The 23,606-nt window shown below is 64.2% G+C and carries 22 protein-coding genes; 10 read left to right on the top strand and 12 right to left on the bottom strand.

All coding sequences use genetic code 11. The annotated features are described in order from the left end of the window. The first annotated feature begins 25 nt into the window (after positions 1–25). A complete protein-coding gene (locus CQ12_RS38585) occupies positions 26–1,774 on the top strand; it encodes a caspase family protein (RefSeq protein ID WP_083519667.1) in 1,749 nt (582 codons plus the stop codon). Positions 1,775–1,865: 91 nt separating this feature from the next. Here CQ12_RS38585 and CQ12_RS38580 read toward each other — a convergent pair whose 3' ends face one another. Both CQ12_RS38580 and CQ12_RS38575 read right to left on the bottom strand, forming a co-directional pair. Beyond that, entirely contained in the window at positions 1,866–2,546 is a 681-nt protein-coding gene (locus CQ12_RS38580) for a DUF1345 domain-containing protein (protein ID WP_057840451.1), read from the bottom strand. Between the two features lie 82 nt (positions 2,547–2,628). Next, positions 2,629–3,549, bottom strand: a complete 921-nt coding sequence (locus CQ12_RS38575; protein ID WP_057840483.1) for a polyprenyl synthetase family protein — start codon at positions 3,547–3,549, stop codon at positions 2,629–2,631. A 178-nt stretch (positions 3,550–3,727) separates the two neighbouring features. On the opposite strand from CQ12_RS38575, the gene mtgA reads away from it, so the two are divergent. From mtgA to CQ12_RS38560, 3 genes are all read left to right on the top strand, one after another. Further along, entirely contained in the window at positions 3,728–4,405 is a 678-nt protein-coding gene (gene mtgA / locus CQ12_RS38570) for a monofunctional biosynthetic peptidoglycan transglycosylase (protein WP_057840482.1), read from the top strand. A 156-nt stretch (positions 4,406–4,561) separates the two neighbouring features. Next, a complete protein-coding gene (rpmF, locus tag CQ12_RS38565) occupies positions 4,562–4,744 on the top strand; it encodes a 50S ribosomal protein L32 (RefSeq protein ID WP_024509484.1) in 183 nt (60 codons plus the stop codon). A gap of 137 nt (positions 4,745–4,881) precedes the next feature. Beyond that, a complete protein-coding gene (locus CQ12_RS38560; RefSeq protein WP_057840450.1) occupies positions 4,882–5,610 on the top strand; it encodes a hypothetical protein in 729 nt (242 codons plus the stop codon). Between the two features lie 107 nt (positions 5,611–5,717). Here CQ12_RS38560 and CQ12_RS38555 read toward each other — a convergent pair whose 3' ends face one another. Continuing rightward, entirely contained in the window at positions 5,718–6,005 is a 288-nt protein-coding gene (locus CQ12_RS38555) for a hypothetical protein (RefSeq protein ID WP_057840449.1), read from the bottom strand. Between the two features lie 230 nt (positions 6,006–6,235). On the opposite strand from CQ12_RS38555, the gene CQ12_RS38550 reads away from it, so the two are divergent. Both CQ12_RS38550 and CQ12_RS38545 read left to right on the top strand, forming a co-directional pair. Then, entirely contained in the window at positions 6,236–7,927 is a 1,692-nt protein-coding gene (locus tag CQ12_RS38550) for a putative bifunctional diguanylate cyclase/phosphodiesterase (RefSeq protein WP_057840448.1), read from the top strand. Positions 7,928–8,101: 174 nt separating this feature from the next. After that, on the top strand, positions 8,102–9,076 hold the full coding sequence (locus tag CQ12_RS38545) for a Bug family tripartite tricarboxylate transporter substrate binding protein (protein ID WP_198164387.1): 975 nt from the start codon (positions 8,102–8,104) through the stop codon (positions 9,074–9,076). 63 nt (positions 9,077–9,139) lie between these two features. Here CQ12_RS38545 and phaR read toward each other — a convergent pair whose 3' ends face one another. After that, positions 9,140–9,739: a polyhydroxyalkanoate synthesis repressor PhaR gene (gene phaR / locus CQ12_RS38540; RefSeq protein ID WP_057840446.1), complete on the bottom strand. Its 600-nt coding sequence runs from the start codon at positions 9,737–9,739 to the stop codon at positions 9,140–9,142. Positions 9,740–10,056: 317 nt separating this feature from the next. Between phaR and CQ12_RS38535 the strand changes: the two genes are divergently transcribed. From CQ12_RS38535 to yddG, 3 genes are all read left to right on the top strand, one after another. Next, positions 10,057–11,235 (top strand): acetyl-CoA C-acetyltransferase, encoded by a 1,179-nt coding sequence (locus CQ12_RS38535; RefSeq protein WP_057840445.1) that lies wholly within the window; start codon positions 10,057–10,059, stop codon positions 11,233–11,235. A gap of 204 nt (positions 11,236–11,439) precedes the next feature. Beyond that, the gene (gene phbB, locus CQ12_RS38530; protein WP_057840444.1) at positions 11,440–12,165 is read left to right on the top strand and encodes an acetoacetyl-CoA reductase; all 726 of its coding nucleotides are present in this window, start codon (positions 11,440–11,442) and stop codon (positions 12,163–12,165) included. 195 nt (positions 12,166–12,360) lie between these two features. Beyond that, positions 12,361–13,233, top strand: a complete 873-nt coding sequence (gene yddG / locus CQ12_RS38525; RefSeq protein ID WP_057840443.1) for an aromatic amino acid exporter YddG — start codon at positions 12,361–12,363, stop codon at positions 13,231–13,233. A 91-nt stretch (positions 13,234–13,324) separates the two neighbouring features. Here the strand turns inward: yddG and CQ12_RS38520 are convergent, their stop codons facing one another. The 3 genes from CQ12_RS38520 to gloB all read right to left on the bottom strand — a co-directional run bounded on the left by CQ12_RS38520 (position 13,325) and on the right by gloB (position 15,371). After that, positions 13,325–14,005 carry a flavin reductase family protein gene (locus tag CQ12_RS38520; protein ID WP_057840442.1) on the bottom strand — a complete coding sequence of 227 codons (681 nt, stop codon included), beginning with the start codon at positions 14,003–14,005 and terminating at the stop codon, positions 13,325–13,327. Positions 14,006–14,169: 164 nt separating this feature from the next. Further along, a complete protein-coding gene (locus CQ12_RS38515) occupies positions 14,170–14,604 on the bottom strand; it encodes a cupin domain-containing protein (protein ID WP_430642305.1) in 435 nt (144 codons plus the stop codon). Beyond that, positions 14,604–15,371 carry a hydroxyacylglutathione hydrolase gene (gloB, locus tag CQ12_RS38510; RefSeq protein ID WP_057840441.1) on the bottom strand — a complete coding sequence of 256 codons (768 nt, stop codon included), beginning with the start codon at positions 15,369–15,371 and terminating at the stop codon, positions 14,604–14,606. Before gloB ends, CQ12_RS38515 begins: the two co-directional genes overlap by 1 nt. Positions 15,372–15,490: 119 nt before the next feature. Between gloB and CQ12_RS38505 the strand changes: the two genes are divergently transcribed. After that, a complete protein-coding gene (locus CQ12_RS38505; RefSeq protein ID WP_157088743.1) occupies positions 15,491–16,246 on the top strand; it encodes a methyltransferase domain-containing protein in 756 nt (251 codons plus the stop codon). 122 nt (positions 16,247–16,368) lie between these two features. On the opposite strand, the gene CQ12_RS38500 is transcribed toward CQ12_RS38505, so the two are convergent. From CQ12_RS38500 to CQ12_RS38480, 5 genes are all read right to left on the bottom strand, one after another. Continuing rightward, positions 16,369–17,124 carry a DUF4167 domain-containing protein gene (locus CQ12_RS38500; RefSeq protein WP_057840440.1) on the bottom strand — a complete coding sequence of 252 codons (756 nt, stop codon included), beginning with the start codon at positions 17,122–17,124 and terminating at the stop codon, positions 16,369–16,371. A 489-nt stretch (positions 17,125–17,613) separates the two neighbouring features. After that, a complete protein-coding gene (gene prmC / locus CQ12_RS38495) occupies positions 17,614–18,489 on the bottom strand; it encodes a peptide chain release factor N(5)-glutamine methyltransferase (RefSeq protein WP_057840439.1) in 876 nt (291 codons plus the stop codon). Then, positions 18,486–19,565 carry a peptide chain release factor 1 gene (prfA, locus tag CQ12_RS38490; RefSeq protein WP_057840438.1) on the bottom strand — a complete coding sequence of 360 codons (1,080 nt, stop codon included), beginning with the start codon at positions 19,563–19,565 and terminating at the stop codon, positions 18,486–18,488. Before prfA ends, prmC begins: the two co-directional genes overlap by 4 nt. Before the next feature lie 55 nt (positions 19,566–19,620). Then, positions 19,621–21,888, bottom strand: a complete 2,268-nt coding sequence (gene ptsP / locus CQ12_RS38485; RefSeq protein WP_057840437.1) for a phosphoenolpyruvate--protein phosphotransferase — start codon at positions 21,886–21,888, stop codon at positions 19,621–19,623. Between the two features lie 422 nt (positions 21,889–22,310). Further along, positions 22,311–23,564 (bottom strand): aspartate kinase, encoded by a 1,254-nt coding sequence (locus CQ12_RS38480; RefSeq protein ID WP_057840436.1) that lies wholly within the window; start codon positions 23,562–23,564, stop codon positions 22,311–22,313. Positions 23,565–23,606: the final 42 nt, after the last annotated feature.

Raw genomic sequence — 23,606 nt, 5'->3', positions numbered from 1 at the left:
AGAGCGTAGCTCCGGAACAAGTGTCATGAAGAAATCTGGATCGCTGAAACTGCTTCAATGGGCCGCTGCAGCGGCCGCTCTCCTGTTCGTGAGCGGACCGGCCCTAGCCGAGAAGCGCGTGGCTCTGGTACTGGGCAATTCCAACTACCAGAATGTCGCACCGCTCGCCAATCCCGTTAACGACAGCAGCAGGATGACGGCGACGCTGAAGGACGCCGGCTTCGATGTCGTCGATTCCCGCCGCGACCTGGCGGCGGCCGAGACGCGCCGCGCGCTGCGCGATTTCGCCGACCGGGCGCGCGATGCCGATATCGCCGTGGTCTATTATGCCGGCCACGGCATCGAGGTGGACGGCGCGAACTATTTGATTCCGGTCGATGCACGGCTGGAACGCGACACCGACGTTTACGACGAGGCTTTCTCGCTCGATCGCATCCTGATCGCGATCGAGCCGGCCAAGAAGCTGCGGCTCGTGATTCTCGACGCCTGCCGCGACAACCCGTTCTCCCGGACCATGAAGCGCACTGTCGCGTCGCGCGCGATCGGGCAGGGCCTGGCCAAGGTCGAGCCGACCAGCCCGAACGTCCTGATCGCCTATTCGGCCAAGGCTGGCTCCACCGCGGCCGACGGCGACGGCAACAACAGCCCGTTCACCGCGGCGCTGTCGCATCATCTAACCAAGCCCGGCCTCGACGTGCGTCGCGCGTTCGGTTTCGTCCGCGATGAGGTGCTCAAGACCACCAACAACCGGCAGGAACCGTTTGTGTATGGTTCGCTCGGCGGTGAAGACGTGCCGCTGGTGCCGGCTCGCCCGGCGCCTGCCGCGGCGGCCCCTGCGCCAGCACTGAGCGCGCAGGCCGAGGCCCGCCGCGATTACGAACTGGCGCTGCAGGTCGGCAACAAGAGCGCGCTCAACGCCTTCCTTGCGCAGTATCCCGACGGCTTCTATTCGAGCCTCGCCAAGCTTCAGCTCGACAAGATCGCCGCCGAAGAGACGCGCGTCGCGGCAACCGAAAAGGCCCGGCTGGCCGAACAGGAGCGGGCGCGGCTCGCTGCCGAAGGCGCCCAGAAGTCGCAACAGGCCAGGGCCGAGGCGGAAGCCAAGGCCGCGGAGCAGGCGCGTATCGCGGCTGAAAAGGCCAAGCAGGTGGCGCAGGATCAGGCCGCCGCCGCCGAACAGAAGCGCGTCGCTGCCGAAAGCGCCGCTGCGGACAAGGACAAGCCGGTAAACATGGCCGCGCTTACGCCGGCCACGCAGCAGCCGGACGTTACCAAGTCGGTGCAGGCCGAGCTGCGCCGCGTCGGCTGCCTCTCTGGCAACGCCGATGGCAATTGGAACAACGCCTCGCAGCGGTCGCTGACGCAGTTCAACCGCTACGCTGGAACCAAGCTCGACACCAAGGTCGCCAGCGTCGATACGCTCGATACGATCAAGCTGAAGTCATCGCGGGTGTGTCCGCTGGTCTGCGAGCACGGCTTCAAGGCCGAGGGTGAGCGCTGCACCAAGATCGTCTGTGCCGAGGGCTCGTACCTCAACGACGACAATGAATGCGAGAAGCGCCGCGCCAAGAAGCCGGTCGCGAGCCGGGACAGGCCGGAACCGCGGCGGGCCCCGGAGGCACGGCAAGGTCGGGAGCCGCGGCAAGTGATCGTAACGCGTTCCAACAACCCCAATGCCCCAGGGATGTCCCAGCAAGGCCGTCCGCTGACGGGCCTCGAACGCCAGCAGGGTTGCAATAGCTACCAGGCCATAATGTCGGGCGTGTGCCCGTAGCCTGAAGCCGGCGTGCCATCGAACACGCCGGCGCCTCGGCCCATCCCTGCCGTGACGGCAGGGGGTGCTTCAAGTCCATCACATCGGAAGATCAGATCGCGCTCGCCGCGATATTCACCATCAAGGCCAGCAAGGCCGTGTTGAACACGAACGAGATGATGCCGTGCACTGTCGCGGTGCGGCGGATCACCCGGTCGGTGATGCCGACGTCGGAAACCTGCGCGGTCATGCCGATCACGAACGAGAAGTAGACGAAGTCCCAATAGTCGGCCTCGACAGGCTTCTCGCCGCTCGGAAACTGCAGGCCGCCGGGCTTGCTGCCGCGGTAGAATTCGTGCGCGTAGTGCAGCGAGAAGGCGGTATGAACGATCGCCCATGACAGCGCGATCGTCACAATGGCCAGGATCAGCCCGGGCGTGCTGCCCTTCGAGGCGCCGAGCTCGAACACGATCGCGGCGAGGCTCGCGAAGGCGCCGAGCGCGGTCAGCAGCAGCAGCAGGAAGCGCCCGTCGTCCTGCAACACCGCGCTGCGCCTGATATGGCCGGTGTCACAGCGCAGCATCATGATGTAGGCGAGCACGAGGTAGAGCGCGGCAAACACGTCCCAGCCGACGACGAGCCGTGTTGGCAGCCGCAGCGTGCCGGGCAGCAGGAAGAATGCGATGACGCCGATCGCCAGCGCGATGAAGGTGCGTGGCCTGCCATAGATCACGCGGATCGGCAGCGGCAGGTTTCGGAACCGAACAAGGTGCTCTTCGAATTCCCTGCTCATCCGCTGCCTTTAACATAGCGTTTTCGAGCGAAGTGGATCCCGGTTCGCGTAAAGAAAACGCGTCAAACAAAAGAGCCGGGCGCTAGTTCTTGCGCTCCGCGACGAAGCGCGCCGCTGCCCGCAACACGTCGCCCTTGGCGCCGAACACCGACAGCGCGGAATCCGCCCGCGCCAGCAGATCGTGCACGCGCTGCTTGGCGCCTTCGATGCCGAGCTGGGTGACGAAAGTGGTCTTGCCGAGCGCGGCATCGGCGCCGGCCGGCTTGCCGAGTGCTGCGGCATCGCCCTCGACGTCGAGCAGGTCGTCGGCGATCTGGAAGGCCTCGCCGAGCGCGCGGCCGTAGTCGTCGAGCGCCTGATATTCCTTTTGCGAGGACTGGCCGAGGATCGCGCCGGCGATGCAGCCGTAGCGCAACAGCGCGCCGGTCTTCATCTGCTGCAGCCGCGCAACGTCGACCGGTTCCCGATCGCCGAAGCGGCCTTCGCCGGCGAGGTCGAGAATCTGGCCGCCGACCATTCCGCCGATGCCGGAGGCGCGCGCCAGCGCCCGCGTCAAAAGCAGGCGCACCGTGGCATCCTTATGGATCTCGTCGCGGGTGACGATGTCGAAGGCCAGTGTCAGCAGGCCGTCTCCGGCGAGGATTGCGGTGGCGTCGTCGGTCTTCTTGTGCAGCGTCGGCCGGCCGCGGCGCAAATCGCTGTTATCCATCGCCGGCAGATCGTCATGGATCAGGGAATAGCAGTGGATGCATTCCAAGGCAGCGCCGACCAAAAGGCCCGCCTCGCGCGGGACGCCGAACACGGCCGAGCTTTCGACCACCAGAAAGGGCCGCAGCCGTTTGCCGCCGCCGAGGCTGGAATAGCGCATCGCGTCCATCAGCCGCTTCGGCCGGGCGATCTCGTCGGGCAACAGCGTATCGGACAACAGCTTCGCCAGCAGCGCTTCGGTGTCCTCCGCGGTCTGGTCCAGTCGTTTGGCAAAATCGGCAGTGGCGGTGGTCATTAAGAATAGCTCCAGATCAAATTTGGCCCGGACAATCGTTGATGCCAAAGGCTTCGTCAATTCCATGGCGAAGGTCACAAAAGCGCTGGAAAACTCCCGCAATATCATGGAGATGTCACTTGGGTGGGGCCTATTCTTCGCCCCGGGGCCGGCTTGGGCCGAACCAGAAGCGTCCGATTTGCGCATTGTCCGAATTTTAATACTGATCCTGCTGGCGGTGCTGTTGCTGCCCTATGTGGTGACGCCGTTCTACCGAACCGGGCATCCGGTCTCGATGCTGATGGCTTGGCGCTGGCTCAAGGGCGCGCCGGTGACGCGGCAATGGATCGATTTCAACGCAATGTCGCCCTACCTGCCGCGCTCGGTGGTGGGTTCCGAGGACGCCAAATTCTGCAGCCATCGCGGGGTCGATTGGGGCGCGTTACAGGACGCGATCGACGATGCCGAGGATGGCGAGCCTGCCCGTGGCGGCTCGACCATCACCCAGCAGGTCGCCAAGAACCTGTTCCTGTGGCCGGGCCGCAGCGTGGTCCGCAAAGCCCTGGAACTGCCGCTCGCGATGTGGATCGATCTGGTGCTGCCGAAGCAGCGGATCCTGGAAATCTACCTCAACATCGCCGAACTCGGCCCGTCCGGGCAGTTCGGCGTCGAGGCCGGCTCGATGTACGCGTTCGGCCGTTCGGCGGCGACGCTTTCGGCGCGCGAGGCCGCCTTGCTGGCGGCAATCCTGCCCAATCCGGTCAGGCGCAGCGCCCGCAATCCCGGCCCCGGCGTGCGCCGCCTGGCCGGGACCTACATGGCACGCGCCAATGCTGTGGCACTACAGCGCTGCTGGAGCGAAAATCGTGGTTTCTGAGCCAATTTTCGGCCGCTTTTACCGTATGCTGGCCTAGCTTTACGTCGTCCGTTCCTCTATAAGCGCGGCCTTATCGGCATCGCAGCCCTTGCGCGAAGCGCTGGGCCCCCGTCTGGTTTCGGACGATGCCTCCGACAACACCCCTAGAGGACCGTTATGGCCGTTCCGAGAAGAAAAACATCGCCCTCGCGGCGTGGCATGCGCCGCTCGGCGGACGCGCTGAAGAAGCCGACCTATGTCGAGGACAAGGATTCCGGCGAACTGCGCCGTCCGCACCATCTCGACCTGAAGACCGGCATGTACAAGGGCCGGCAGGTGCTGAAGAAGAAGGAATCCTGACCGGATAGGGGATAAGGCGCCGCTTTCGGCGGCGTCTGCCCGAATTTGGCCAACGAGTGGGCCAACGGTTCCCGAGGGGCGAAGCGGGGTGCTTTGCCCGGGGACAATCCGGTTTTTCCTAGCAAGGCGCGATACCCATGGTCGGTTTTCCGCTGCTTCTGATTCCGCTCGCGATCTACAACATCATCGTCTTCCTGATGCCGGAAGTGTCGTTCACCGACCCGCTGGTGAAGGTGACATTGATGTCGGGTGCGGAGTGGGCGGTGTCGTTGAGCGACGTGCTGCTCACGCTCGGCATTTTGCTGCTGCTCGCCGAAGTCATCAAAGGCGCGCGCCCCGGCGCGAAATATGTGACCGACCACCTGCTGTCGCTGATCGTGTTCGGCGCAGCGGCGGCCGAATTCGTGCTGTGGCCGAAGTTTGGCACGTCGACCTATTTCCTTATGACCGCGCTCTCGCTGGTGGATTTCCTCTCTGGCCTCGCACTGCGGACACGGCGCCGTGCCGTTGCCGTGGCGCCGGCGCCTGCACCGAAGAGCGCCGAAAAGGTCGAGCCTCCCGCCGCCGAGCCCAAGATCGAGCCGGCACCCGCAGCACCGCCTGCGCGCGTTGCACCAGCGGCGCCGGCGGCAGCCTCCGTTGCCGAATCCGTGTTGAAGGACCACCCCGAACCGAAACCGGTGCCGCCCGCGCCGACCGTCGCGCCCGAGGCGACCTCGGTCGTCCCCGACCCGGCGCCGCCAAAAACGCCTTCACCGGAAATCACGCCGCCGGAAGCCACGTCGCCCGAAGTCCCGTCGCCGGGGCTGCAGCCGGGCCCGGGCTTCCCGCCGTCGCCGGATAAGCCGGACTCTCCTCAACGCTGATTCATGGCGTTTTCGAGCGAAGCGGACACCGGTTCGCGTGAAGAAAACGCGTCAAAACAAGAATCTTGAGCATTGTCGGTTCTGATCCGATCAGAATCGATCGTGCTCTAGATGGTTTGCCGTGTCCGGAAGCCGGCGCCGCAACGCCGGATCTGGCTGGCGCCATAAGCGGTCTGCGCATCCGCCAGCGAGGCTCGGCGCAGGCTGCGGGTTTGCGGCGCCTGGTCGGCGGTGGCGATCAATTGCGCAAGGAAGGTCGGATCGGGCCGCGGCAGCGCCCGTCTTGGCGACCATTGCACCGACTGGGTCACAGGCACCAGCTCGACGCAGGGCGGCTCGTCGAGATTGACGAACTCGCCGTCCAGGATTTCCTCTGGTCGATCGGCATCCAGCATCGCACACCGTAACCGGCTAAAACTGTCACGTTTTGGGACGTTACGCCCCACTGCGATAGGACCTCGCAAGGCCTATGCCGTTCTCTCTCGATTCGTTCCCGGCTGGCTCGGCAAGTCTGTGAAACATGGTTTCCGGATTATTTATGATCTTCACGTAGCCTCTGCTTCGGAACAGCCACTATCCTTGCCATTGGGAATCACCCGGCGGTGTCCCGAATCGAGGCGACCTGATGCTTCCCGTCCCGCAAGCTTCCAGCATCCTTGCCTCGCTAGGCCAGGCCGCCTTCCTCTGGGACCTGATAGCCGACGCCATCACCTGGAGCGACAATGCCGGGGCGGTTTTCACCGACATTCCACCGCAAGCGCTGGCCAGTGGCGCCGGCTTCGCCCGGCTGATCGAGCCCTCCCGCTCGGTCCGGACGGACGTGCTCGCGCAATCGGCGCCCGCGCGGGGCGGCGAAGGCGTCGCCTACCGGATCGAGTATGGGGTGCGGGCCTCGACATCGGCGCCCGTGATCTGGATCGAGGAGACCGGTTGCTGGTTTGCAGGTGCCGACGGCAAGCCGGTGCGCGCGCAAGGCATCGTCCGTGTCAACAACGAGCGCCACGCCCGCGACGAACAGCTCATGCGGCTGTCGCGGCACGATCCGCTGACCGGCGAGCTCAATCGCACCCATCTCGTCGCCGCGCTGGCGGAATCGATCGAGGAAGCCATGCGTTTCCGATCGACCTGCGCCTTCATGCTGATCGGCATCGATCATCTGGCGCGCGTCAACGACGCCTTCGGCTTCGACGTCGCGGACGCCGTGATTGCCGAAGTCGGAAAACGCATCCGCGCCAAGCTGCGCGGCGGCGACATGCTCGGGCGGTTCTCCGGCAACAAGTTCGGGCTGATTTTGCGGAACTGCACCGTCGACGACACCAATATCGCGGCCGAGCGCTTCCTCGCCGGGATCCGCGCCGAGGTGATCCCGACCAAATCCGGCCCGGTCTCGGTGACCGCCTCGATCGGCGCCATCACCACCCCGCGCTATGCCCGCAATGCCGATGAGGCCGTCAACCGCGCCCAGGAAACGCTCGATGCCGCCAAGCGCCGCCGGGCCGGATCGTTCGCGCTGTGGAAGCCGAACGTTGAGCGCGACGCCCAGCGACGCGTCAACATCCGCGTTACCGACGAGATCGTCACCGCACTGAACGAGCGGCGGATCGTCACCGCCTTCGAGCCGGTGGTCGAAGCGCGCTCGCGGCAGCCGGCATTCTACGAATGCCTGGTGCGGATGGAGCAGGAGGACGGGCAGGCGCTGCTGGCGCCCGATATCGTTCCGGTTGCCGAGCGCCTGGGCCTGATCCGGCTGGTCGATCACCGCGTGCTCGAACTCGCGGTCGCCGAGCTGGCGGCTTCGCCGAACGTGCGGCTCAGCCTCAACATCTCGCCCGACACCACCATGGACCCGGATTGGTGGACGGGTATCGAATCGCTGATGCAAGCCTGTCCCGGCGCCGGCGAGCGGCTGATCGTCGAGATCACCGAAACGGTTGCGATCCAGGATATCGACGATATCAGGGACTTCATCACGCGACTGAAGAACTTCGGCAGCCAGATCGCGATCGACGATTTCGGCGCCGGCTACACCTCGTTCCGCAACCTGCGCAAGCTCGGCGTCGATATCGTGAAGATCGACGGCGCCTTCGTGCAGAACATCGCGCGCTCCGCAGACGATCGCGCTTTCGTGCAGACGCTGATCGATCTTGCGCGGCGGCTCGGTATCAAGACTGTTGCCGAATGGGTGCAGGACGAGGAAGCCGCCGTGATACTGCGCGAATGGGGCTGCGACTACATCCAGGGCCGCCTAATCGGCCTTGCCTCGCCGCAGCGGCCGTGGGCCGCATCGCCCGACAAGACGCTGCCGGCCGCAGGCTAGTCTCGAGCCGAACTTTCTTCTCCGCACTGTTTCGTGTCGCGCTGCGGAAATTCCGCTGAGCGGACATCGTGTGCCGAAATGTCACCACGTCGGACATCGCCTGAATGGCGTCGTCATGATAGCGCTTGCTCAAGCAAAAAAATATCAACGCGCACCAAGGGCAGGAAAATGACGATGCTGACGCGGCGAACGTTCGTGACTGGATCGGCGGCCCTGATGTGCGCTCCCGCCGTGATCGCGCAGGCCCAGACGGCGTGGCCGGCCAAAACGGTTCGCATCGTCGTGCCGTATCCGGCCGGCGGCCAGACCGACGGCATCGCGCGCGCCTTCGGTGACTATCTGGCGCGGCAGATCAACAAGACCGTCATCGTCGAGAACAAGGCGGGCGCCGGCGGCACCATCGGTGTGACGGAAGCGAAACGCGCCGATCCCGATGGCACCACGATCCTGTGCACGATCTCCTCGTCGCTGATCCAGAACCGCGTGACGGTGAAGGATCTGCCCTACGATCCCGAAAAGGATTTCATCTATCTGACCATGGTCAGCGGCGCCGGTGGTCCTGTTGTCGCGGCCAAGAAAACCGGCGCGACGAATCTCAAGGAGTTCGTCGAATACGCAAAGAAGGCCGGCAGCATCAATTGGGGCTCGTACGGCATCGGTTCGACGCCGCACGTCCTGATCGAGACGATCGCCAAGCAGTACGGCATCAAGTTCCAGGTCATCCAGTATCGCGGAGAGGCGCCGATGTGGAATGACATCGCGGGTCAGACGCTCGATGGCGCCGCGGGAAGCTACGCCGCTGCAGCCCCCGTCGTGCAGGCCGGAACGGGCAATCTGATCGGCGTGGTCGGTGCCCGCCTGCCGCCCTATCCGGACACGCCGACGATGACCGAGCAGGGCGCCGTCGGCGACTTCTACGATCTGCGGGCCTTCACCGCCTTCGCGGTGCCCTCGGCGACGCCGAAGGATATCGTCGACAAGATTTCGGCGCTGCTGATCCAGGGTGGGACCGATCCCACGGTCCAGAAGATGCTGACCAACTTCATCTTGTCGTCGCCGGCCGATCTCCAAACGACGAACCGGATATTCAAGCGCGACAGCGAGGTGATGCTCCGCATCCTGCGCGATCTCGGGGTGAAGCCGGAGTAATCGCCCAAACGAAAATGGCCGGGACGAGCCCGGCCATCACAAATTCAGTTTGCGCGAAAAGAACTACTCTTCCTTCTTCGGCTCTTTCGACATGCGCTCGAGGCGGTCCTGCATGTCCTTCATCTGGCGGCGAAGATCGTCGATATTGTCCTCGTCGGGCGCCGGCTCGGGTGTCTTGTCCGGTTCGGACGAGTTCGACCCGCCGCGCGGCGGCACGAACGGCTTGAACATCGAGAAGGTCTGCTGAAACAATTCCATGTTGCGGCGGACATGCTCTTCGAGCGGCGCGAACGGCGTGCCGCTGAACGTGTTGGTGAGCTGCTGGCGGAATTTTTCCTGCTCGCGCGTCAGCGTGTCGATCGACTGTTCCAGATATTTCGGCACCACCATCTGCATGCTGTCGCCGTAGAAGCGGATCAACTGGCGCAGGAAAGTCGTCGGCAACAGATTTTGTCCGGCCTTGTTTTCCTGTTCGAAAATAATCTGCGCCAGCACCTGGCGGGTAATGTCGTCACCGGTCTTGGCGTCATAGACGAGAAAATCCTCGCCTTCCTTCACCATCGCCGCGAGATCCTCGAGCGTTACATAGGTGCTGGTGCCGGTATTATAGAGCCGCCGGTTGGCGTACTTCTTGATCGTCGTAGGTTGGTCTGACTTTGCCATAAGCTCACACATCGACACCGAGAGCGGGGAACCCGGCAGCTTCGCCGACGGGCAGACGAGCAACGCAAACGCAGCAAAGTAAGCATTTTCAATGCGGCTCGGCTACCGTTTTGTGCGGCACGGTTAATTCCAAGGCATGGACGCTGCTACGGAAACCCCGACCGGGATCATTTTGAATGCGCCGCGACAGGAATTTAGGCCTCGGCCGATTGACATGGGTCAACGGGGTTAACAGGATAAGGTGAGAGACAGGCTCGCCAGCCGGCCCGCCCGCCGTCCAAGAAACCTCAAGCCCAAAAACCCATAAGGAGATGTCCATGTCAGACGATGTCGTCATCGTCAGCGCCGCCCGCACCCCGGTCGGCAGCTTCAACGGCGCATTCGCCACCATGCCGGCCCACGACCTCGGCGCCGTCGCCATCAAGGCCGCGCTGGAGCGGGCCGGCATCGAGCCGGGCCGCGTCTCCGAAGTCATCATGGGCCAGATTCTGACCGCCGCCCAAGGCCAGAACCCGGCCCGCCAGGCCTCGATATCAGCCGGTATTCCGGTGGAGAGCCCGGCCTGGGGCGTCAACCAGCTCTGCGGGAGCGGCCTGCGCACGGTGGCGCTCGGCTATCAGGCGCTGCTCAACGGCGATTCCGAAATCGTGGTCGCCGGCGGCCAGGAATCCATGAGCATGGCCCCGCACGCGCAATATCTGCGCGGTGGGGTGAAGATGGGCGGCCTGGAGCTGGTCGACACCATGATCAAGGACGGCCTGTGGGACGCCTTCAACGGCTACCACATGGGTAACACCGCCGAGAACGTTGCCCGGCAGTGGCAGATCACCCGCGCGCAACAGGACGAGTTCGCGGTCAAGTCGCAGAACAAGGCCGAGGCCGCGCAGAAGGCCGGCAAGTTCAAGGACGAGATCGTCCCCGTCACCATCAAGACCCGCAAGGGCGATATCATCGTCAGCGACGACGAATATCCGCGCCATGGCGCAACGCTGGATGCGATGGCGAAGCTGAAGCCCGCCTTCGAGAAGGAGGGCACCGTCACTGCCGGCAGCGCGTCGGGCATCAATGACGGGGCCGCCGCCGTGGTGCTGATGACCGCCAAGCAGGCGGCCAAGGAAGGCAAGAAGCCGCTGGCCCGCATCGTGTCCTGGGCCCAGGCCGGCGTCGATCCCAAGATCATGGGCTCAGGCCCGATCCCGGCGTCCCGCGCCGCGCTGAAGAAGGCCGGCTGGAACATCGGCGACCTCGATCTGATCGAGGCCAATGAGGCGTTCGCGGCGCAAGCCTGTGCGGTTAACAAGGACCTCGGCTGGGATACCGGCAAGGTCAACGTCAATGGCGGGGCTATCGCGATCGGTCACCCCGTGGGCGCCTCCGGCGCGCGCGTGCTGGTGACGCTGCTGCATGAAATGCAGAAGCGCGACGCCAAGAAGGGCCTCGCCACTTTGTGCATCGGCGGCGGCATGGGCATCGCGATGTGCGTCGCGCGCGACTGAACTAAAGGCAGAGTGAACGGTTGAATGATGAAAAGATCATCTCGTAACCGCGGCTCGAATTGATAAGGATGAAATGCCCGGTCTCGCGCCGGGCATTTTCATCTCTGAAGCGTTCAACAGCGCTTTTAGGAACGGAAGACCGACATTCGTCAAAAGACCGGGACAATTCCGGCGTACTATGAGTTTACCAAGGAGGACTACGACATGGCACGTGTTGCACTGGTTACGGGAGGTACGCGAGGCATCGGCGCTGCGATCAGCAAGGCGCTGAAGGCCGCAGGTTACAAGGTTGCGGCAAGCTATGCCGGCAACGACGCTGCCGCCGAGAAATTCAAATCCGAGACCGGTATCCCCGTCTACAAATGGGACGTCTCTTCGTTCGACGCCTGCGCCGAGGGCATCAAGAAGGTCGAGGCCGATGTCGGTCCGGTCGACGTGCTCGTCAACAATGCCGGCATCACCAAGGACGGCGCCTTCCACAAGATGACGCTCGATCAGTGGAACGCCGTCATCAACACCAATCTCGGCTCGCTGTTCAACATGACGCGCCCGGTGATCGAGGGCATGCGCGCCCGCAAGTTCGGCCGCATCATCAACATCTCCTCGATCAACGGCCAGAAGGGACAGTTCGGCCAGGTCAACTATTCCGCGGCCAAGGCCGGCGATATCGGTTTCACCAAGGCCCTGGCGCTCGAGAACGCCAAGGGCGGCGTCACCGTGAACGCGATCTGCCCCGGCTATATCAACACCGAGATGGTGCAGGCGGTGCCAAAGGATGTGCTGGAGAAGAGCATCCTGCCGCTGATCCCGGTCAATCGTCTCGGCGAGCCCGAGGAAATCGCCCGCGCGGTGGTGTTCCTCGCCGCCGATGAGGCGAGCGGCATCACCGGTTCGACGATGACGATCAACGGCGGGCAGTACATGACCTGATCGTTGTTCCGTGATTGCACCGCCATTGCGATTTGCAATGGCCATGAAAAGTCGTCATGCCCGGGCTTGTCCCGGGCATCCACGTCTTTAAAACCTTCGTCGACAAGAAAGACGTGGATGGCCGGGACATAGGCGAGCGCAAGCGACGCCGTCCTTCGGACGGCTATGCCCGGCCACGACGAAAGAATTCTGCCCATGACTCCACGTGCCGCCACCCTGATCGGATTGACCGCGATCCTGATGTGGTCGCTGCTGTCGGTGCTGACGGTGGCGACCGGAAAAATTCCCGCGTTCCAACTCGCCGCGATGACGTTCGCGATCGGCGCGCTGGTAGCGTTCGCGAGTTTCCTGTTCCGGCCGGCCGCCTTCAATGCGCTCAGGCAGCCCGTGGTCGCCTGGGTCGTCGGCGTCGGTGGCCTGTTCGGCTATCACGCGCTTTACTTCCTGGCGCTGCGCTTCGCGCCGCCGGCGGAAGCCGGGCTGTTGAATTATCTCTGGCCGCTGTTGATCGTGCTGTTCTCCTCGCTGCTGCCGGGCGAGCGGCTGGCGCCGCATCACATCATCGGTGCGCTGCTCGGGCTCGCCGGCACCGTGCTGCTGTTCGCCGGCAATGGCGCGAGTTTTGCGCCCGGCCAGATACCGGGACTTGCCGCAGCCTTCGTCGCCGCCTTTGTATGGGCGGCGTATTCGGTGATGTCGCGCAAGCTCAAGGCAGTGCCGACAGACGCGGTGGCCGGCTTTTGTCTCGCCACCGCGCTGCTTGCCGCGCTCGTTCACGGCATGGTCGAGACTACGGTATGGCCGGAAACGATCGGGCAGTGGCTGGCGATCATCGCGCTCGGCGTGGGCCCGGTGGGGGCGGCGTTCTTTGTCTGGGACATCGGCATGAAGCGCGGCGACATCCGCGTGCTCGGCGCCGCCTCCTATGCGACGCCATTGCTGTCGACCGCATTCCTGATTCTTGCCGGCTTCGCGCAAGCCACCGCCACGATCGCCATCGCCGCGATCCTGATCGCCGGCGGCGGCCTGATCGCGGCAAAGGACATGGTGTTGAGAAAAAGCTTGTAGGATGGGTAGAACGAAGCGAAACCCATCATGCTTCGGCATGCCGCGGTTGATGGGGATCGCTTCGCTCCACCCATACTGCGAAAACGGGTTCCTAGTCCGCCGGCTTCCAGCTCGGCGGCTTGTACATAACTTCCGGAATCTGTCCGAGCTCGGAGCGGTGCAGTTTTTGCGACGTCAGCCCGTAGAATTGCTGAAAACTCATGATCAGCGGCCGCCACTTGTCGGGATCGATGCGGTTGGGCTGTCCCTCCATCATGATTGCCGGATGCGCATGCACGCGGGTGATGCGCACTTCGATCGCCGTGATGTTGCCGCGCCAGACCGCATCCTCTTCCGCCATGGCATGAACCTGCGCAACCTTGGCTTCGATCTGCACCGGACATTCCAGCGCGCGGGGCGCCGCCACCGTTTCGCCAGCCGCCGGCGTCAGGCCGCACAGGCCGAACTTGTCACGCGCATGTCGATAGCCGCGCATGATCTTGCCTGAAGGCACCGGGTCAGAACCAGTGGTGCGCGCCAGCCGGTCGACTGCGTCGACCAGTGCGGCCGACGGCAGGTTGAGCACGCATTCGCCGGAGCGGATCATGTTCTCCGTGGTCTTCGAATGGGTTGCCAATCCCAGCATGCAGCGCCATCCGACCCACCACGCCGACGACATCGGCGCGAGGTTGAATGAATCGTCCTCATTGGTCGAGCCGATCAGAACCACCGGCGTGCCGAAATAGAAAATCGCCGGCTCGATCTCTTGTGACACGCTGAATGTCCCGTGCATCTTCCGCTCCTCTGTTTGCGAGGCCGGAAACTATGTGCGTGTGTATGTGAAGCCCACCCGATTTCCGATGCGTTCAAAGAAAGTAGGGTAGGCAAAGCGAAGCGTGCCCACCATTTGGTGACGCGGGTGAGGATAGATGGTGGGCACGCTGCGCTTTGCCCACCCTACGATGTCGGCTCCCAGCCTTTCGGCGCCAACTCGAATTTCGCAAACTCGAATCCGGGCGCCACGGTGCAGCCGACCAGCGTCCAGTCACCGGTGCTCTCGGCTGCCTGCCACGCATGTGCGGGCACGATCGCTTGCGGCATTTCGCCGGAGGCGAGGTCAGCGCCGAGCTTGATGCTGCGCTCGCTGCGCTCTTCCGCGATCCGTAGTGTCAGCGCGGCGCCGGCGTAATAGTGCCAGGTCTCGACCGCATCGATTCGATGCCAGTGCGAGCGTTCGCCGCGCGCCAGCAGGAAGTAGATCGCCGTCGATCGCGAGCGCCCGTCGGCATCGACGCTTTCGTCGCGAAACGTCTCGCGATAGTGGCCGCCCTCGGGATGCGGCTTGAGGTCGAGCCGCGCGATGATGTCGGCGGCTTCTTTCGGCAGCGCCATCAGGATTTGTTCTTGCGTTCGCGAAGTTCGCCGAACACTTCGACGGCGCTGGCGCCCTTCATGTGCAGCCTGGCGGCCACCGACGGCTCGTCGGCACGCAGGAATACGTTGGTCTTCTTCTCCTCGCCCAGCAGCACCGGGATCGTCGGCTTGTTCTCGGCGCGCAGCCGCGTCACTTCCTCGGCGCGCGCCTGCAGCGCGGGATTGTCGCCGTCGACGGTCAGCGCGAACTTGACGTTGGAAGCGGTATATTCATGGCCGCAATAGAGTTTGAAATCATCCGGCAGCGCACGCAGCTTCAACAGCGAATCCCACATCATGGGGTAGGTGCCCTCGAACACCCGGCCGCAGCCGATCGAGAACAGCGTGTCGGCGGCAAACACCGCCTTCTCGCCGTCGAATACATAGGAAATGTGGTCGAGCGTATGGCCGGGCGTTTCCAGCACCCGCACCAGCAGGCTGCCGACCTTGAGGACGTCGCCATGGGCCGTGCGCAGATCGACATTGGCGATCTTGGTGGACTTGTCGTGTGGTGCGACGACGCGGCAGTTGTATTTTTGCTTCAGCTCGGCGACGCCGCCGACATGGTCGTGATGGTGATGGGTGATCAGAATATCCGTCAGCGCCCAACCTTCGCGCTCCAGCGCCTTGATGATCGGACCGGCTTCCGGCGCGTCGATCGATGCGGTGGCCTTGGTCGCGGGATCGTGGATCAAATAGCCGAAATTGTCGCTTAGACAGGTGAAGGTGCGAATTTCCGCGGCCATGATCGCTCCGTGTTATGCCTTTCAGCCCCATTAATCCCAAAGAAATATGGCGTTAACGCTTGCGCGGCAATGCCAATTTCGGTGCGCCGCAATCTAACACGGTGTGGTAGATTGCGCGCATGACCATCGACGTCATCGATCTCCGCGATTTCTATTCGCAGCGCCTCGGCATCGTGGCACGGCAGTTGATCAACCGCGGTATCCGGGCGCGCTGGCCCGATGCGGCCGGGCAGCGCGTACTCGGGCTCGGCTACCCTACGCCCTATCTCGGCCTGTTTCGCGAGGATTCCGAACGCTGCATCGCGTTCATGCCGGCGGCGCAGGGCGTGTTGAAATGGCCGACGGCGCGCCCCGCCCTGGCGACCCTGATCGATGAATTTTCAATGCCGCTGCCGGACGCCGCAGTGGACCGCATCCTGCTGGTTCATGCGCTGGAAATGTCCGACGATCCGGAGCGTTTGCTGCGCGAGGTGTGGCGGGTGCTGGCGCCGTCCGGCCGCCTGATCGCGGTCATCCCGAACCGGCGCGGCGTGTGGACGCGCACCGACACTACGCCGTTCGGCCACGGCCGGCCCTATTCGCGCGCTCAGATCACGCAATTGCTGCGACAGACCTGGTTCACGCCGGCTTCGTGGGGCGAAGCGCTGTTTCTGCCGCCGGTCGGCAATGGCTGGTTTCTGCGCTCGGCGATGGCGTGGGAGCGCGTCGGCGCCGCGCTGTCGCTGCCGTTCGCCGGCGTGCATATCGTGGAAGCGACCAAGCAGGTCTATCGCGCGATCCCCGCGGGCCGCGAACGCACGCGGCTGATTCCCTCGCTGGAGCCGGTATTGGTGCCGTCCTCGACGGCGACGCGAGACAAGCTGAAGGGGTCGTAGAAATCGTAGGGTGGGCAAAGGCGCGTTTGCGCCGTGCCCACCATTTTATCAGCGGTTTTGTCGAGAGGAGTGGTGGGCACGCTTGCGCATTGCCCACCCTACGAAACGACGAAGACGAATGCCTACTCGTTCCCCGGATTGAAATCTTCGCTCGGCGCGGCAGGGGCGGCCATGCTGTCGGGACGCGGGCCATGCGGCCGGCGGCGACGGCGCGGGAAACGCTCGCCGCGGCCCTCTTCATACCCGCCGGGCGTGCCATTCACCTGCGGCTGCGGGCCGGTGATGAAGGAGGGCAGGCGATCGACGCCGCCGGCATCGGCAACCACCGGCTGCGGCTGCGGCTGTTGCGGCTGATATTGCGGCTGCTGACGATGGTCGCGGTCGCGGTCCCGCTCGCCACGGTGTTCGCGCGGCTGCTGCTGGTCGCGCTGATAGGGCTGGTTGTCGCCGCGCTCACGCTGGTTGTTGTCGCGCATGAAAGGCTGCGGCTGCTGCGGCACGAAGCCCGGCTCCTGGCCGAAATGCGAGAAGCCCTCGCCCTCGTCGTCGCCGTCTTCGGTCGGCTGCGTCTCGGCGTCGATGCGCGGCTGCGGCTGGTTCTGCCGGAACTGCTCCTGGGCGGCGGCAATCAGGCGGAAGTAGTGTTCGGCGTGCTGGTAGTAGTTCTCGGCTGCGACCGGGTCGCCGGACGAGCGCGCGTCGCGCGCCAGCTGGACGTATTTTTCGGCGACGTGCGAGGCGGTGCCGCGGATCTTGATATCGGGTCCGTTCGATTCGAACACCCGGGTCATCGGGTTTTGACCGCGCCGGTTATTATTATTGTTGTTATTGTTGTTATTCCGGTTACGCATCCGCTTGTTGTTCTGACCGTTTCTCATGTGTCGCCTTTATTCCAGCCCTGAAGTTATGCAGTTGCCGTCGTAGCCTTGATCCGATCCGGCGCGCGCTTATGCGCACCGAATCACGATGCCGTTCAGTTTCATGTCGTCGATTTCGCCAACCATCGCGTTCAGCAAAGACGCGTTCCCCAACCGGCGGCTGACATTCGCCCGCCGGACCAAATCATTCAGCCTGCCAAAACCAGCCTAATCGTCTTGCGTGACGGCTTCGCGTGAGTGGCTGTTGCGTAAGTCTTCAAGCGCAATATCAGGCTTTCGTTCGCTTTACGGTCGAGAGCAGCACAGCTCCAGCTATTGCGCTCGATTCGACCTGCGTTTGGAACCTTTCACCCGGCGGGCTCTCGTTTCGAGAACTCTGGCCTCACCCGTATGAACTACGGGGCCAGCGACCCTGGTCCGATGTTGTGGCCGGAACGTAGTCGCTCCCGGGGAATATTCCAAGGGGTTTTTTTGCGTTTCAAGGGGACTTTATCGGGCCATTTTGTGGCCCGCGACCGCCCGCGGAATGCCCGCCAGATCGGCCTTGGGTGCAGTTGTGCACATTAACCCTGCAGCCGCCATCAGCGCCTGGATTGGGCCGCTTTGGCCCTCTCCGGCCTCCACAATCAGGGCGCCACCCGGGGCCAGCAACCCGGCTGCCTGGGGAATCAGCGCGCGGTAGGCGTCCAGCCCGTCGCGGCCGCCATCGAGCGCGGCCAGGGGATCGTGCTTCCTGACCTCCTGGTCCAGATCGGCGATGTCAGCCGAGCGGATATAGGGCGGATTCGAAACGATCAGATCGAACGGGCCGGATAATCCGCTCGCATAGTCGCAGGCGACGAATGTCGCGCGATTCGAAAGTTCGGTGCGCGCCGCGTTGGCGGCGGCGGTCTGCAGGGCGGCCTCGGAAATGTCGGTGCCGAATCCTTGCGCCGCCGGCAATTCGGACAACAGCGCCAGCAGGATCGCACCGGAGCCGGTGCCGAGATCGGCGATACGCAACGGACGATGGAGGTTCCCGCCGGCGCGCAGCAGTTCCAGCGCCAGTTCGACCACGGTCTCGGTATCGGGCCGCGGCACCAGCGTCGCGGCCGAAAGGTGCAGCGGCAGCCCCCAGAACTCTCTCTGGCCAATAATGCGGGCGACTGGCTCGCCTGCGAGACGGCGGCGGGCGAAGCCTTCGAGGCGCGCCGATTCGTCCACCGTGAGCTGGCGCTGCGCAGACGTGATGATGCCGGTCAGGTCGAGGCCGAGCGCGTGGCCGGTCAAGAGCCGCGCGTCGAGTTCGGCTGAGTCGATGGCGGCGGATTTGAGTTGTGCTGCGAGCGCGCGCCGCGCGGTTTCGACGGTGAGTTTGCTGCTCACGCCGCCGCGCCTTGCGCCGCGAGCTGTGCGGCCTGGTGCTCGGTGGTGAGCGCATCGATCAGGTCGCCGAGCGATTCGCCTGCAATGACCTGCGGCAGCTTGTAGAGCGTCAGGTTGATGCGATGGTCGGTGACGCGGCCCTGCGGGAAATTATAGGTGCGGATGCGCTCGCTGCGGTCGCCGGAGCCGACCTTCTCCTTGCGATCGGCGGAGCGCGCCGCATCGACGCGCTGGCGCTCGGCGTCATAGATGCGCGAGCGCAGGATGTTCATCGCGGAAGCGCGGTTCTTATGCTGCGAGCGGCTGTCCTGCATCATCACCACGATGCCGGTCGGAATATGGGTGATGCGGATCGCCGATTCGGTCTTGTTGACGTGCTGGCCGCCGGCGCCTTGCGCGCGCATGGTCTCGATCCGCAGATCCTCGTTCTTGATGTCGACATCGACATCCTCGACTTCGGGCAGCACGGCCACGGTGGCGGCGGAGGTGTGGATGCGCCCCTGCGTTTCGGTATCGGGCACGCGCTGCACGCGGTGCACGCCGGATTCGAATTTCAGTTTTGCAAATGCGCCGCGGCCCTGCACCTCGGCGATGATTTCCTTGAAACCGCCGACGGTGCCTTCCGAGGCCGAGATCACCTCGACCTTCCAGCCCTGCAAGGCCGCAAACCGCTCATACATCCGGAACAGGTCACCGGCGAACAGCGAGGCCTCGTCGCCGCCGGTGCCGGCGCGGATTTCCAGCATCACGTTGCGGTCGTCCATGGCGTCCTTGGGCAGCAGCGCCACGCGGATCTTCTGCTCGAGGTCAGCGACACGCGCCTGCAGCGTCTCCAGTTCGGCTTCGGCCATGCTGCGCATTTCGGGATCGGTGGCGGCATCAGCCAGCAGCGATTCTGCGCCGGCAATCTCGGCCCGCGCCGTGCGATAGGTCTTTACGGCGTCGATCAGCGGATTGAGCTCGGCGAGCTCGCGCGTGATCTGGACGTATTTTTCGGAGTTCAACTGGCCCAGCAGCTCGGCCTCGAGCGAGGCGTGGTGGGCGAGCAGGATATCGAGTTTGGCTTCGGGTAGCATGGCGTTGTTCTCAAGGACCGGAAAGGGAAAGCGGCGTTGTCGGGCCAGAGCCTCGCTACAACGACAGCCCCTCGGCTTCCGCGAATTCCATCAGCTTCTGCCGAATCGAGACACTGCCGGCCGGCGCGTCGAGCAGCGGCATCATGACCGCCTCGGCCTTCTTGGCGTCGAGGTCGAGAATCATCGCCTTCACCGGGCCATGGCCGGTAGCCGACAGCGACAGCGAGCGGTAACCCAGCGCAATCAGCGCCAGCGCGCCGAGCGGCTTCGAGGCCATCTCGCCGCACAGCGACGCCATCTTCTTCGCCGCCTGCGCCTTGCGCACGATGTCGCGCAGCGCGCGCAGGATCGGCGCCGACATGGTGTCGAACCGATCGGATACCTTGGCGTTGCCGCGGTCGACCGCGAACATGAACTGGAACAGGTCGTTCGACCCGACCGAAACGAAGTCGACCTTCTTGAGGAGTTCGTCGAGCTGATAGAGCAGCGCCGGCACCTCCACCATGGTGCCGACGTCGATGCGTTCCGGCAGCGCGTGGCCATGCTGGCGCAGATAGGTCAATTCGCGCTCGACGATGGCCTTGGCCTGGTCAAACTCGGCGACATCGGAAATCATCGGAAACATGATCTTCAGCGCGCGGCCGCCGCCGGCCCGCAGCAGCGCGCGAATCTGGCCGCGCAGCAATCCCGGCCGGTCGAGGCCGAGCCGGATCGCGCGCCAGCCGAGCGCGGGATTTTCCTCGATCACGGCCTCCATATAGGGCAGCGCCTTGTCGCCGCCGATATCGAGGGTGCGGAACGTCACCGGCTTGGTGCCGGCGGCATCCAGCACGGTGCGATAAAGCGCGAGCTGGTCGGACGAGCGCGGCAGGCTCTGGCCGACCATGAATTGCAACTCGGTGCGGAACAGGCCGATGCCGGCGCTGCCGGTGTCGTCGATATGCGGCAGGTCGATGACGAGACCCGCGTTGATCATCAGCTCGACCGCCTGGCCGTCCTTGGTCACGCAGGGCATGTCGCGCAGCGCGGCATATTGTGCCTGGCGGCGGGCGCGGAACCGCACCCGCTCGGCGTAGGCCGATTCGATCTCGGCCGAGGGGCGGACATAGATCGAGCCCGAGGTGCCGTCGACGATGATGGCGTCGCCGGGATCGGCGATGCCGGGCGCGTTCGGCACTTCGCCGACGGCGGGAATACCGAGTGCGCGCGCCACGATCGAGACATGGGAGTTGGCGGTGCCTTCCTCCAGCACCAGGCCGCGCAGTCGCTTGCGGTCGTAGTCGAGCAGCGCCGCCGGGCCCATCGCACGCGCGATCAGGATGGCGTTTTCGGGAAGTTGTTCGCGCGAGGGCGCGTGGTCCTGCCCGACCAGTTGCCGCATCAGGCGGTGGCCGAGGTCTTCCAGGTCGTGCAGCCGATCGCGCAGATAAGGGTCGGTCGAGCGCAGCATGCGGGCGCGGGTATCGGACTGCACGCGTTCGACGGCGGCTTCGGCGGTGAGGCCGGTGGCGACCGCCTCGTGCAGCTTGTGCGACCATCCGTGGTCGTTGGCGAACATGCGGTAGGCTTCCAGCACCTCGCGGTGCTCGCCGCCCTCGGCGACGTCGCCGCGCTCCAGCATGCGGTCGAGATCGGCGCGCAGCTTGGCCAGCGCCGCGTCGAGCTTCTTGATTTCCTTCGGCAGGTCCTCGGCGATGTAGTTGGTGATGACGACCCGCGGCTCGTGCAGCACGACATGGCCGAGCGCGATGCCGTCGGAGAGGATTGCACCCGTCTTGTGCAGCGAATGCCGCGCCGCCGGTTCCGCGCCGGGCTGCGCCAGCGCCGCCAGCTCGCCGGAGGCGATCATTTCCGCCAGCACCATGGCGGTGGTCTGCAGCGCCTCGACCTCTTCCTCGACATAGGTGCGCTTGGCGCGGTTCTGCACCACCAGCACGCCGAGCGTGTTGCCGGCTCGCAGGATCGGCACGCCGAGGAACGAGTGGTAGATTTCTTCGCCGGTTTCCGGGCGGAACGAGAACGCCGGATGGCTCTGCGCATCGGAGAGGTTGAGCGGGCTCGCCTCGCTGGAAACCAGGCCGACGAGGCCCTCATGCGCGTTCAGCACGGTGCGGTGCACTGCGTCGCGGTTCAGACCCTCGGTAGCGTAAAGTTCGAGCGTGTTATCGATGCGCAGCACGTAGCAGGAGCAGACCTCGGCCACCATGTTGGCCGCGATCAGCACCACGATCTTGTCCAGGCGCTCCTGGGCCGAGACCTTCTCCGCCATGGTTTCGCGGAGCCGTCTCAGCAAGACGCGGGGACCTCCCGACGTGCTCCGCATGTGCTGGTATCCTCCCCCGCGAGGCCAGCCCGCCGGGTGGCCGGTAGCTGGCGTGAAACCTACGAAATACTACAATTTTATTCATTCGGCGCTGCCGCAGGCACGTGATCCACCGAATCGGGATCGCCAAAACCTTGGTGCAGTTTGCGGCAACCCACCTCACAGGCCGTATAGCCAATCGAGGCTTGCTTTGCCAAGCAAAACGCCTGCCAGAAACAATAACGTCTGTGTCAGGGCCGATGCTGCGCCGCGAAGCGGAGATCCGCCAAGCCAAACCGGATTGGCGATCAAACCATGCGCAAAATTTGAGAGAAAATCGTTCTAGAGCATGATCCGGAAAAGTGGGCACCGGTTTTCCGAAAAGATCATGCTCAAACAAAAAGATAAAGCGGGATGACGATTCGAAGAAAAGTCATCACGCTTTAGGTCTGGTCCAGCCCGTAGAGCGTGTGCAGCGTGCGCACCGCGAGCTCGGTGTAGGCGGCATCGATCAGCACCGAAAACTTGATCTCCGAGGTGGTGATGGCGCGGATGTTGATGTTGCGCTCGGACAGGGCCTTGAACGCCTTCGCCGCGACGCCGGCATGGCTGCGCATGCCGCTGCCGATCACCGAGACCTTCGACACGTCGGTGGCGCTGTCGAGCCTGATATAGCCGATCTTGCTCTTGGCGGCGGTGATGGTGTCGCGGGCGCGGTTATAGTCGGAGGCCGGAACGGTGAAGGTGAGGTCGGTAGTCTTGCCGTCCTCAGACACGTTCTGCACGATCATGTCGACGTTGATGTTGGCGTCCGCCAGCGGGCCGAAGATCGCGGCGGCGACGCCCGGCTTGTCCTCGATCTGGCGGAGCGAAATCTGGGCTTCGTCCTTGGAGAAGGCGATGCCGGTGACGACGTGGCTTTCCATGATTTCCTCCTCGCTGCAGATCAGCGTGCCCGGCGGCGTGCCGTGCGGGTCGATATCCTCGGGCTTGTCGAAGCTGGAACGGACGAACACCGGCATGTTGTGCACCATGCCGAGTTCCACCGAACGCACCTGCAGCACCTTGGCGCCCAGCGAGGCCAGTTCCAGCATGTCTTCGAACGCGATCTTGTCGAGCCGCCGCGCCTTGGGAACCACCCGCGGATCGGTGGTGTAGACGCCATCGACGTCGGTATAGATGTCGCAGCGGTCGGCCCGGATGGCGGCGGCAATCGCCACTGCCGAGGTATCCGAACCGCCGCGCCCCAGCGTGGTGATTCGGTTGGTCTGCGGATTGATGCCCTGGAAGCCGGCGATGACGGCGACTTCCTTGCGATCTCCGAAGCGGTTGATGATCTCCGTGCCGTCGATCTCGAGAATGCGCGCCGAGGCGTGGGCGTCGGAAGTCTTGATCGCGATCTGCCAGCCCTGCCAGGAGCGGGCCTGGATGCCCATGCCCTGCAGCACGATCGCGAGCAGGCCCGAGGTCACCTGTTCGCCGGATGCCACCACGGCGTCATATTCGCGCGCATCATGCATCGGCGAGGCGTCGCGGCACCACTCGACCAGCTCGTTGGTCTTGCCGGCCATGGCCGAGACGACGACGGCGACATCATGTCCGGCGTCGACTTCGCGCTTGACGTGACGCGCGACGTTGCGGATTCGGTCGATATTCGCGACGGACGTGCCGCCGAATTTCATCACGAGGCGGCCCATGACGACGCGTGCATTCCCTGTGAGGATAAGTTAGGTGACCCG

The sequence above is a fragment of the Bradyrhizobium jicamae genome (assembly GCF_001440395.1).
Lineage (GTDB): Bacteria > Pseudomonadota > Alphaproteobacteria > Rhizobiales > Xanthobacteraceae > Bradyrhizobium > Bradyrhizobium jicamae.
This window is presented reverse-complemented; position numbering and strand designations above follow the sequence as displayed.

What these genes read in the sequence shown, in the direction of transcription:
- CQ12_RS38555 (WP_057840449.1), bottom strand. Translation starts at nt 6,005, where the DNA reads ATGCTGGATGCCGATCGACCAGAGGAAATCCTGGACGGCGAGTTCGTC.
- CQ12_RS38480 (WP_057840436.1), bottom strand. Translation starts at nt 23,564, where the DNA reads ATGGGCCGCCTCGTGATGAAATTCGGCGGCACGTCCGTCGCGAATATC.
- CQ12_RS38535 (WP_057840445.1), top strand. Translation starts at nt 10,057, where the DNA reads ATGTCAGACGATGTCGTCATCGTCAGCGCCGCCCGCACCCCGGTCGGC.
- phaR (WP_057840446.1), bottom strand. Translation starts at nt 9,739, where the DNA reads ATGGCAAAGTCAGACCAACCTACGACGATCAAGAAGTACGCCAACCGG.
- gloB (WP_057840441.1), bottom strand. Translation starts at nt 15,371, where the DNA reads ATGGCCGCGGAAATTCGCACCTTCACCTGTCTAAGCGACAATTTCGGC.
- rpmF (WP_024509484.1), top strand. Translation starts at nt 4,562, where the DNA reads ATGGCCGTTCCGAGAAGAAAAACATCGCCCTCGCGGCGTGGCATGCGC.
- phbB (WP_057840444.1), top strand. Translation starts at nt 11,440, where the DNA reads ATGGCACGTGTTGCACTGGTTACGGGAGGTACGCGAGGCATCGGCGCT.
- CQ12_RS38575 (WP_057840483.1), bottom strand. Translation starts at nt 3,549, where the DNA reads ATGACCACCGCCACTGCCGATTTTGCCAAACGACTGGACCAGACCGCG.
- yddG (WP_057840443.1), top strand. Translation starts at nt 12,361, where the DNA reads ATGACTCCACGTGCCGCCACCCTGATCGGATTGACCGCGATCCTGATG.
- ptsP (WP_057840437.1), bottom strand. Translation starts at nt 21,888, where the DNA reads ATGCGGAGCACGTCGGGAGGTCCCCGCGTCTTGCTGAGACGGCTCCGC.
- CQ12_RS38505 (WP_157088743.1), top strand. Translation starts at nt 15,491, where the DNA reads ATGACCATCGACGTCATCGATCTCCGCGATTTCTATTCGCAGCGCCTC.
- CQ12_RS38500 (WP_057840440.1), bottom strand. Translation starts at nt 17,124, where the DNA reads ATGAGAAACGGTCAGAACAACAAGCGGATGCGTAACCGGAATAACAAC.
- CQ12_RS38520 (WP_057840442.1), bottom strand. Translation starts at nt 14,005, where the DNA reads ATGCACGGGACATTCAGCGTGTCACAAGAGATCGAGCCGGCGATTTTC.
- CQ12_RS38515 (WP_430642305.1), bottom strand. Translation starts at nt 14,604, where the DNA reads ATGGCGCTGCCGAAAGAAGCCGCCGACATCATCGCGCGGCTCGACCTC.
- CQ12_RS38550 (WP_057840448.1), top strand. Translation starts at nt 6,236, where the DNA reads ATGCTTCCCGTCCCGCAAGCTTCCAGCATCCTTGCCTCGCTAGGCCAG.
- CQ12_RS38560 (WP_057840450.1), top strand. Translation starts at nt 4,882, where the DNA reads ATGGTCGGTTTTCCGCTGCTTCTGATTCCGCTCGCGATCTACAACATC.
- CQ12_RS38545 (WP_198164387.1), top strand. Translation starts at nt 8,102, where the DNA reads ATGCTGACGCGGCGAACGTTCGTGACTGGATCGGCGGCCCTGATGTGC.
- CQ12_RS38585 (WP_083519667.1), top strand. Translation starts at nt 26, where the DNA reads ATGAAGAAATCTGGATCGCTGAAACTGCTTCAATGGGCCGCTGCAGCG.
- prfA (WP_057840438.1), bottom strand. Translation starts at nt 19,565, where the DNA reads ATGCTACCCGAAGCCAAACTCGATATCCTGCTCGCCCACCACGCCTCG.
- CQ12_RS38580 (WP_057840451.1), bottom strand. Translation starts at nt 2,546, where the DNA reads ATGAGCAGGGAATTCGAAGAGCACCTTGTTCGGTTCCGAAACCTGCCG.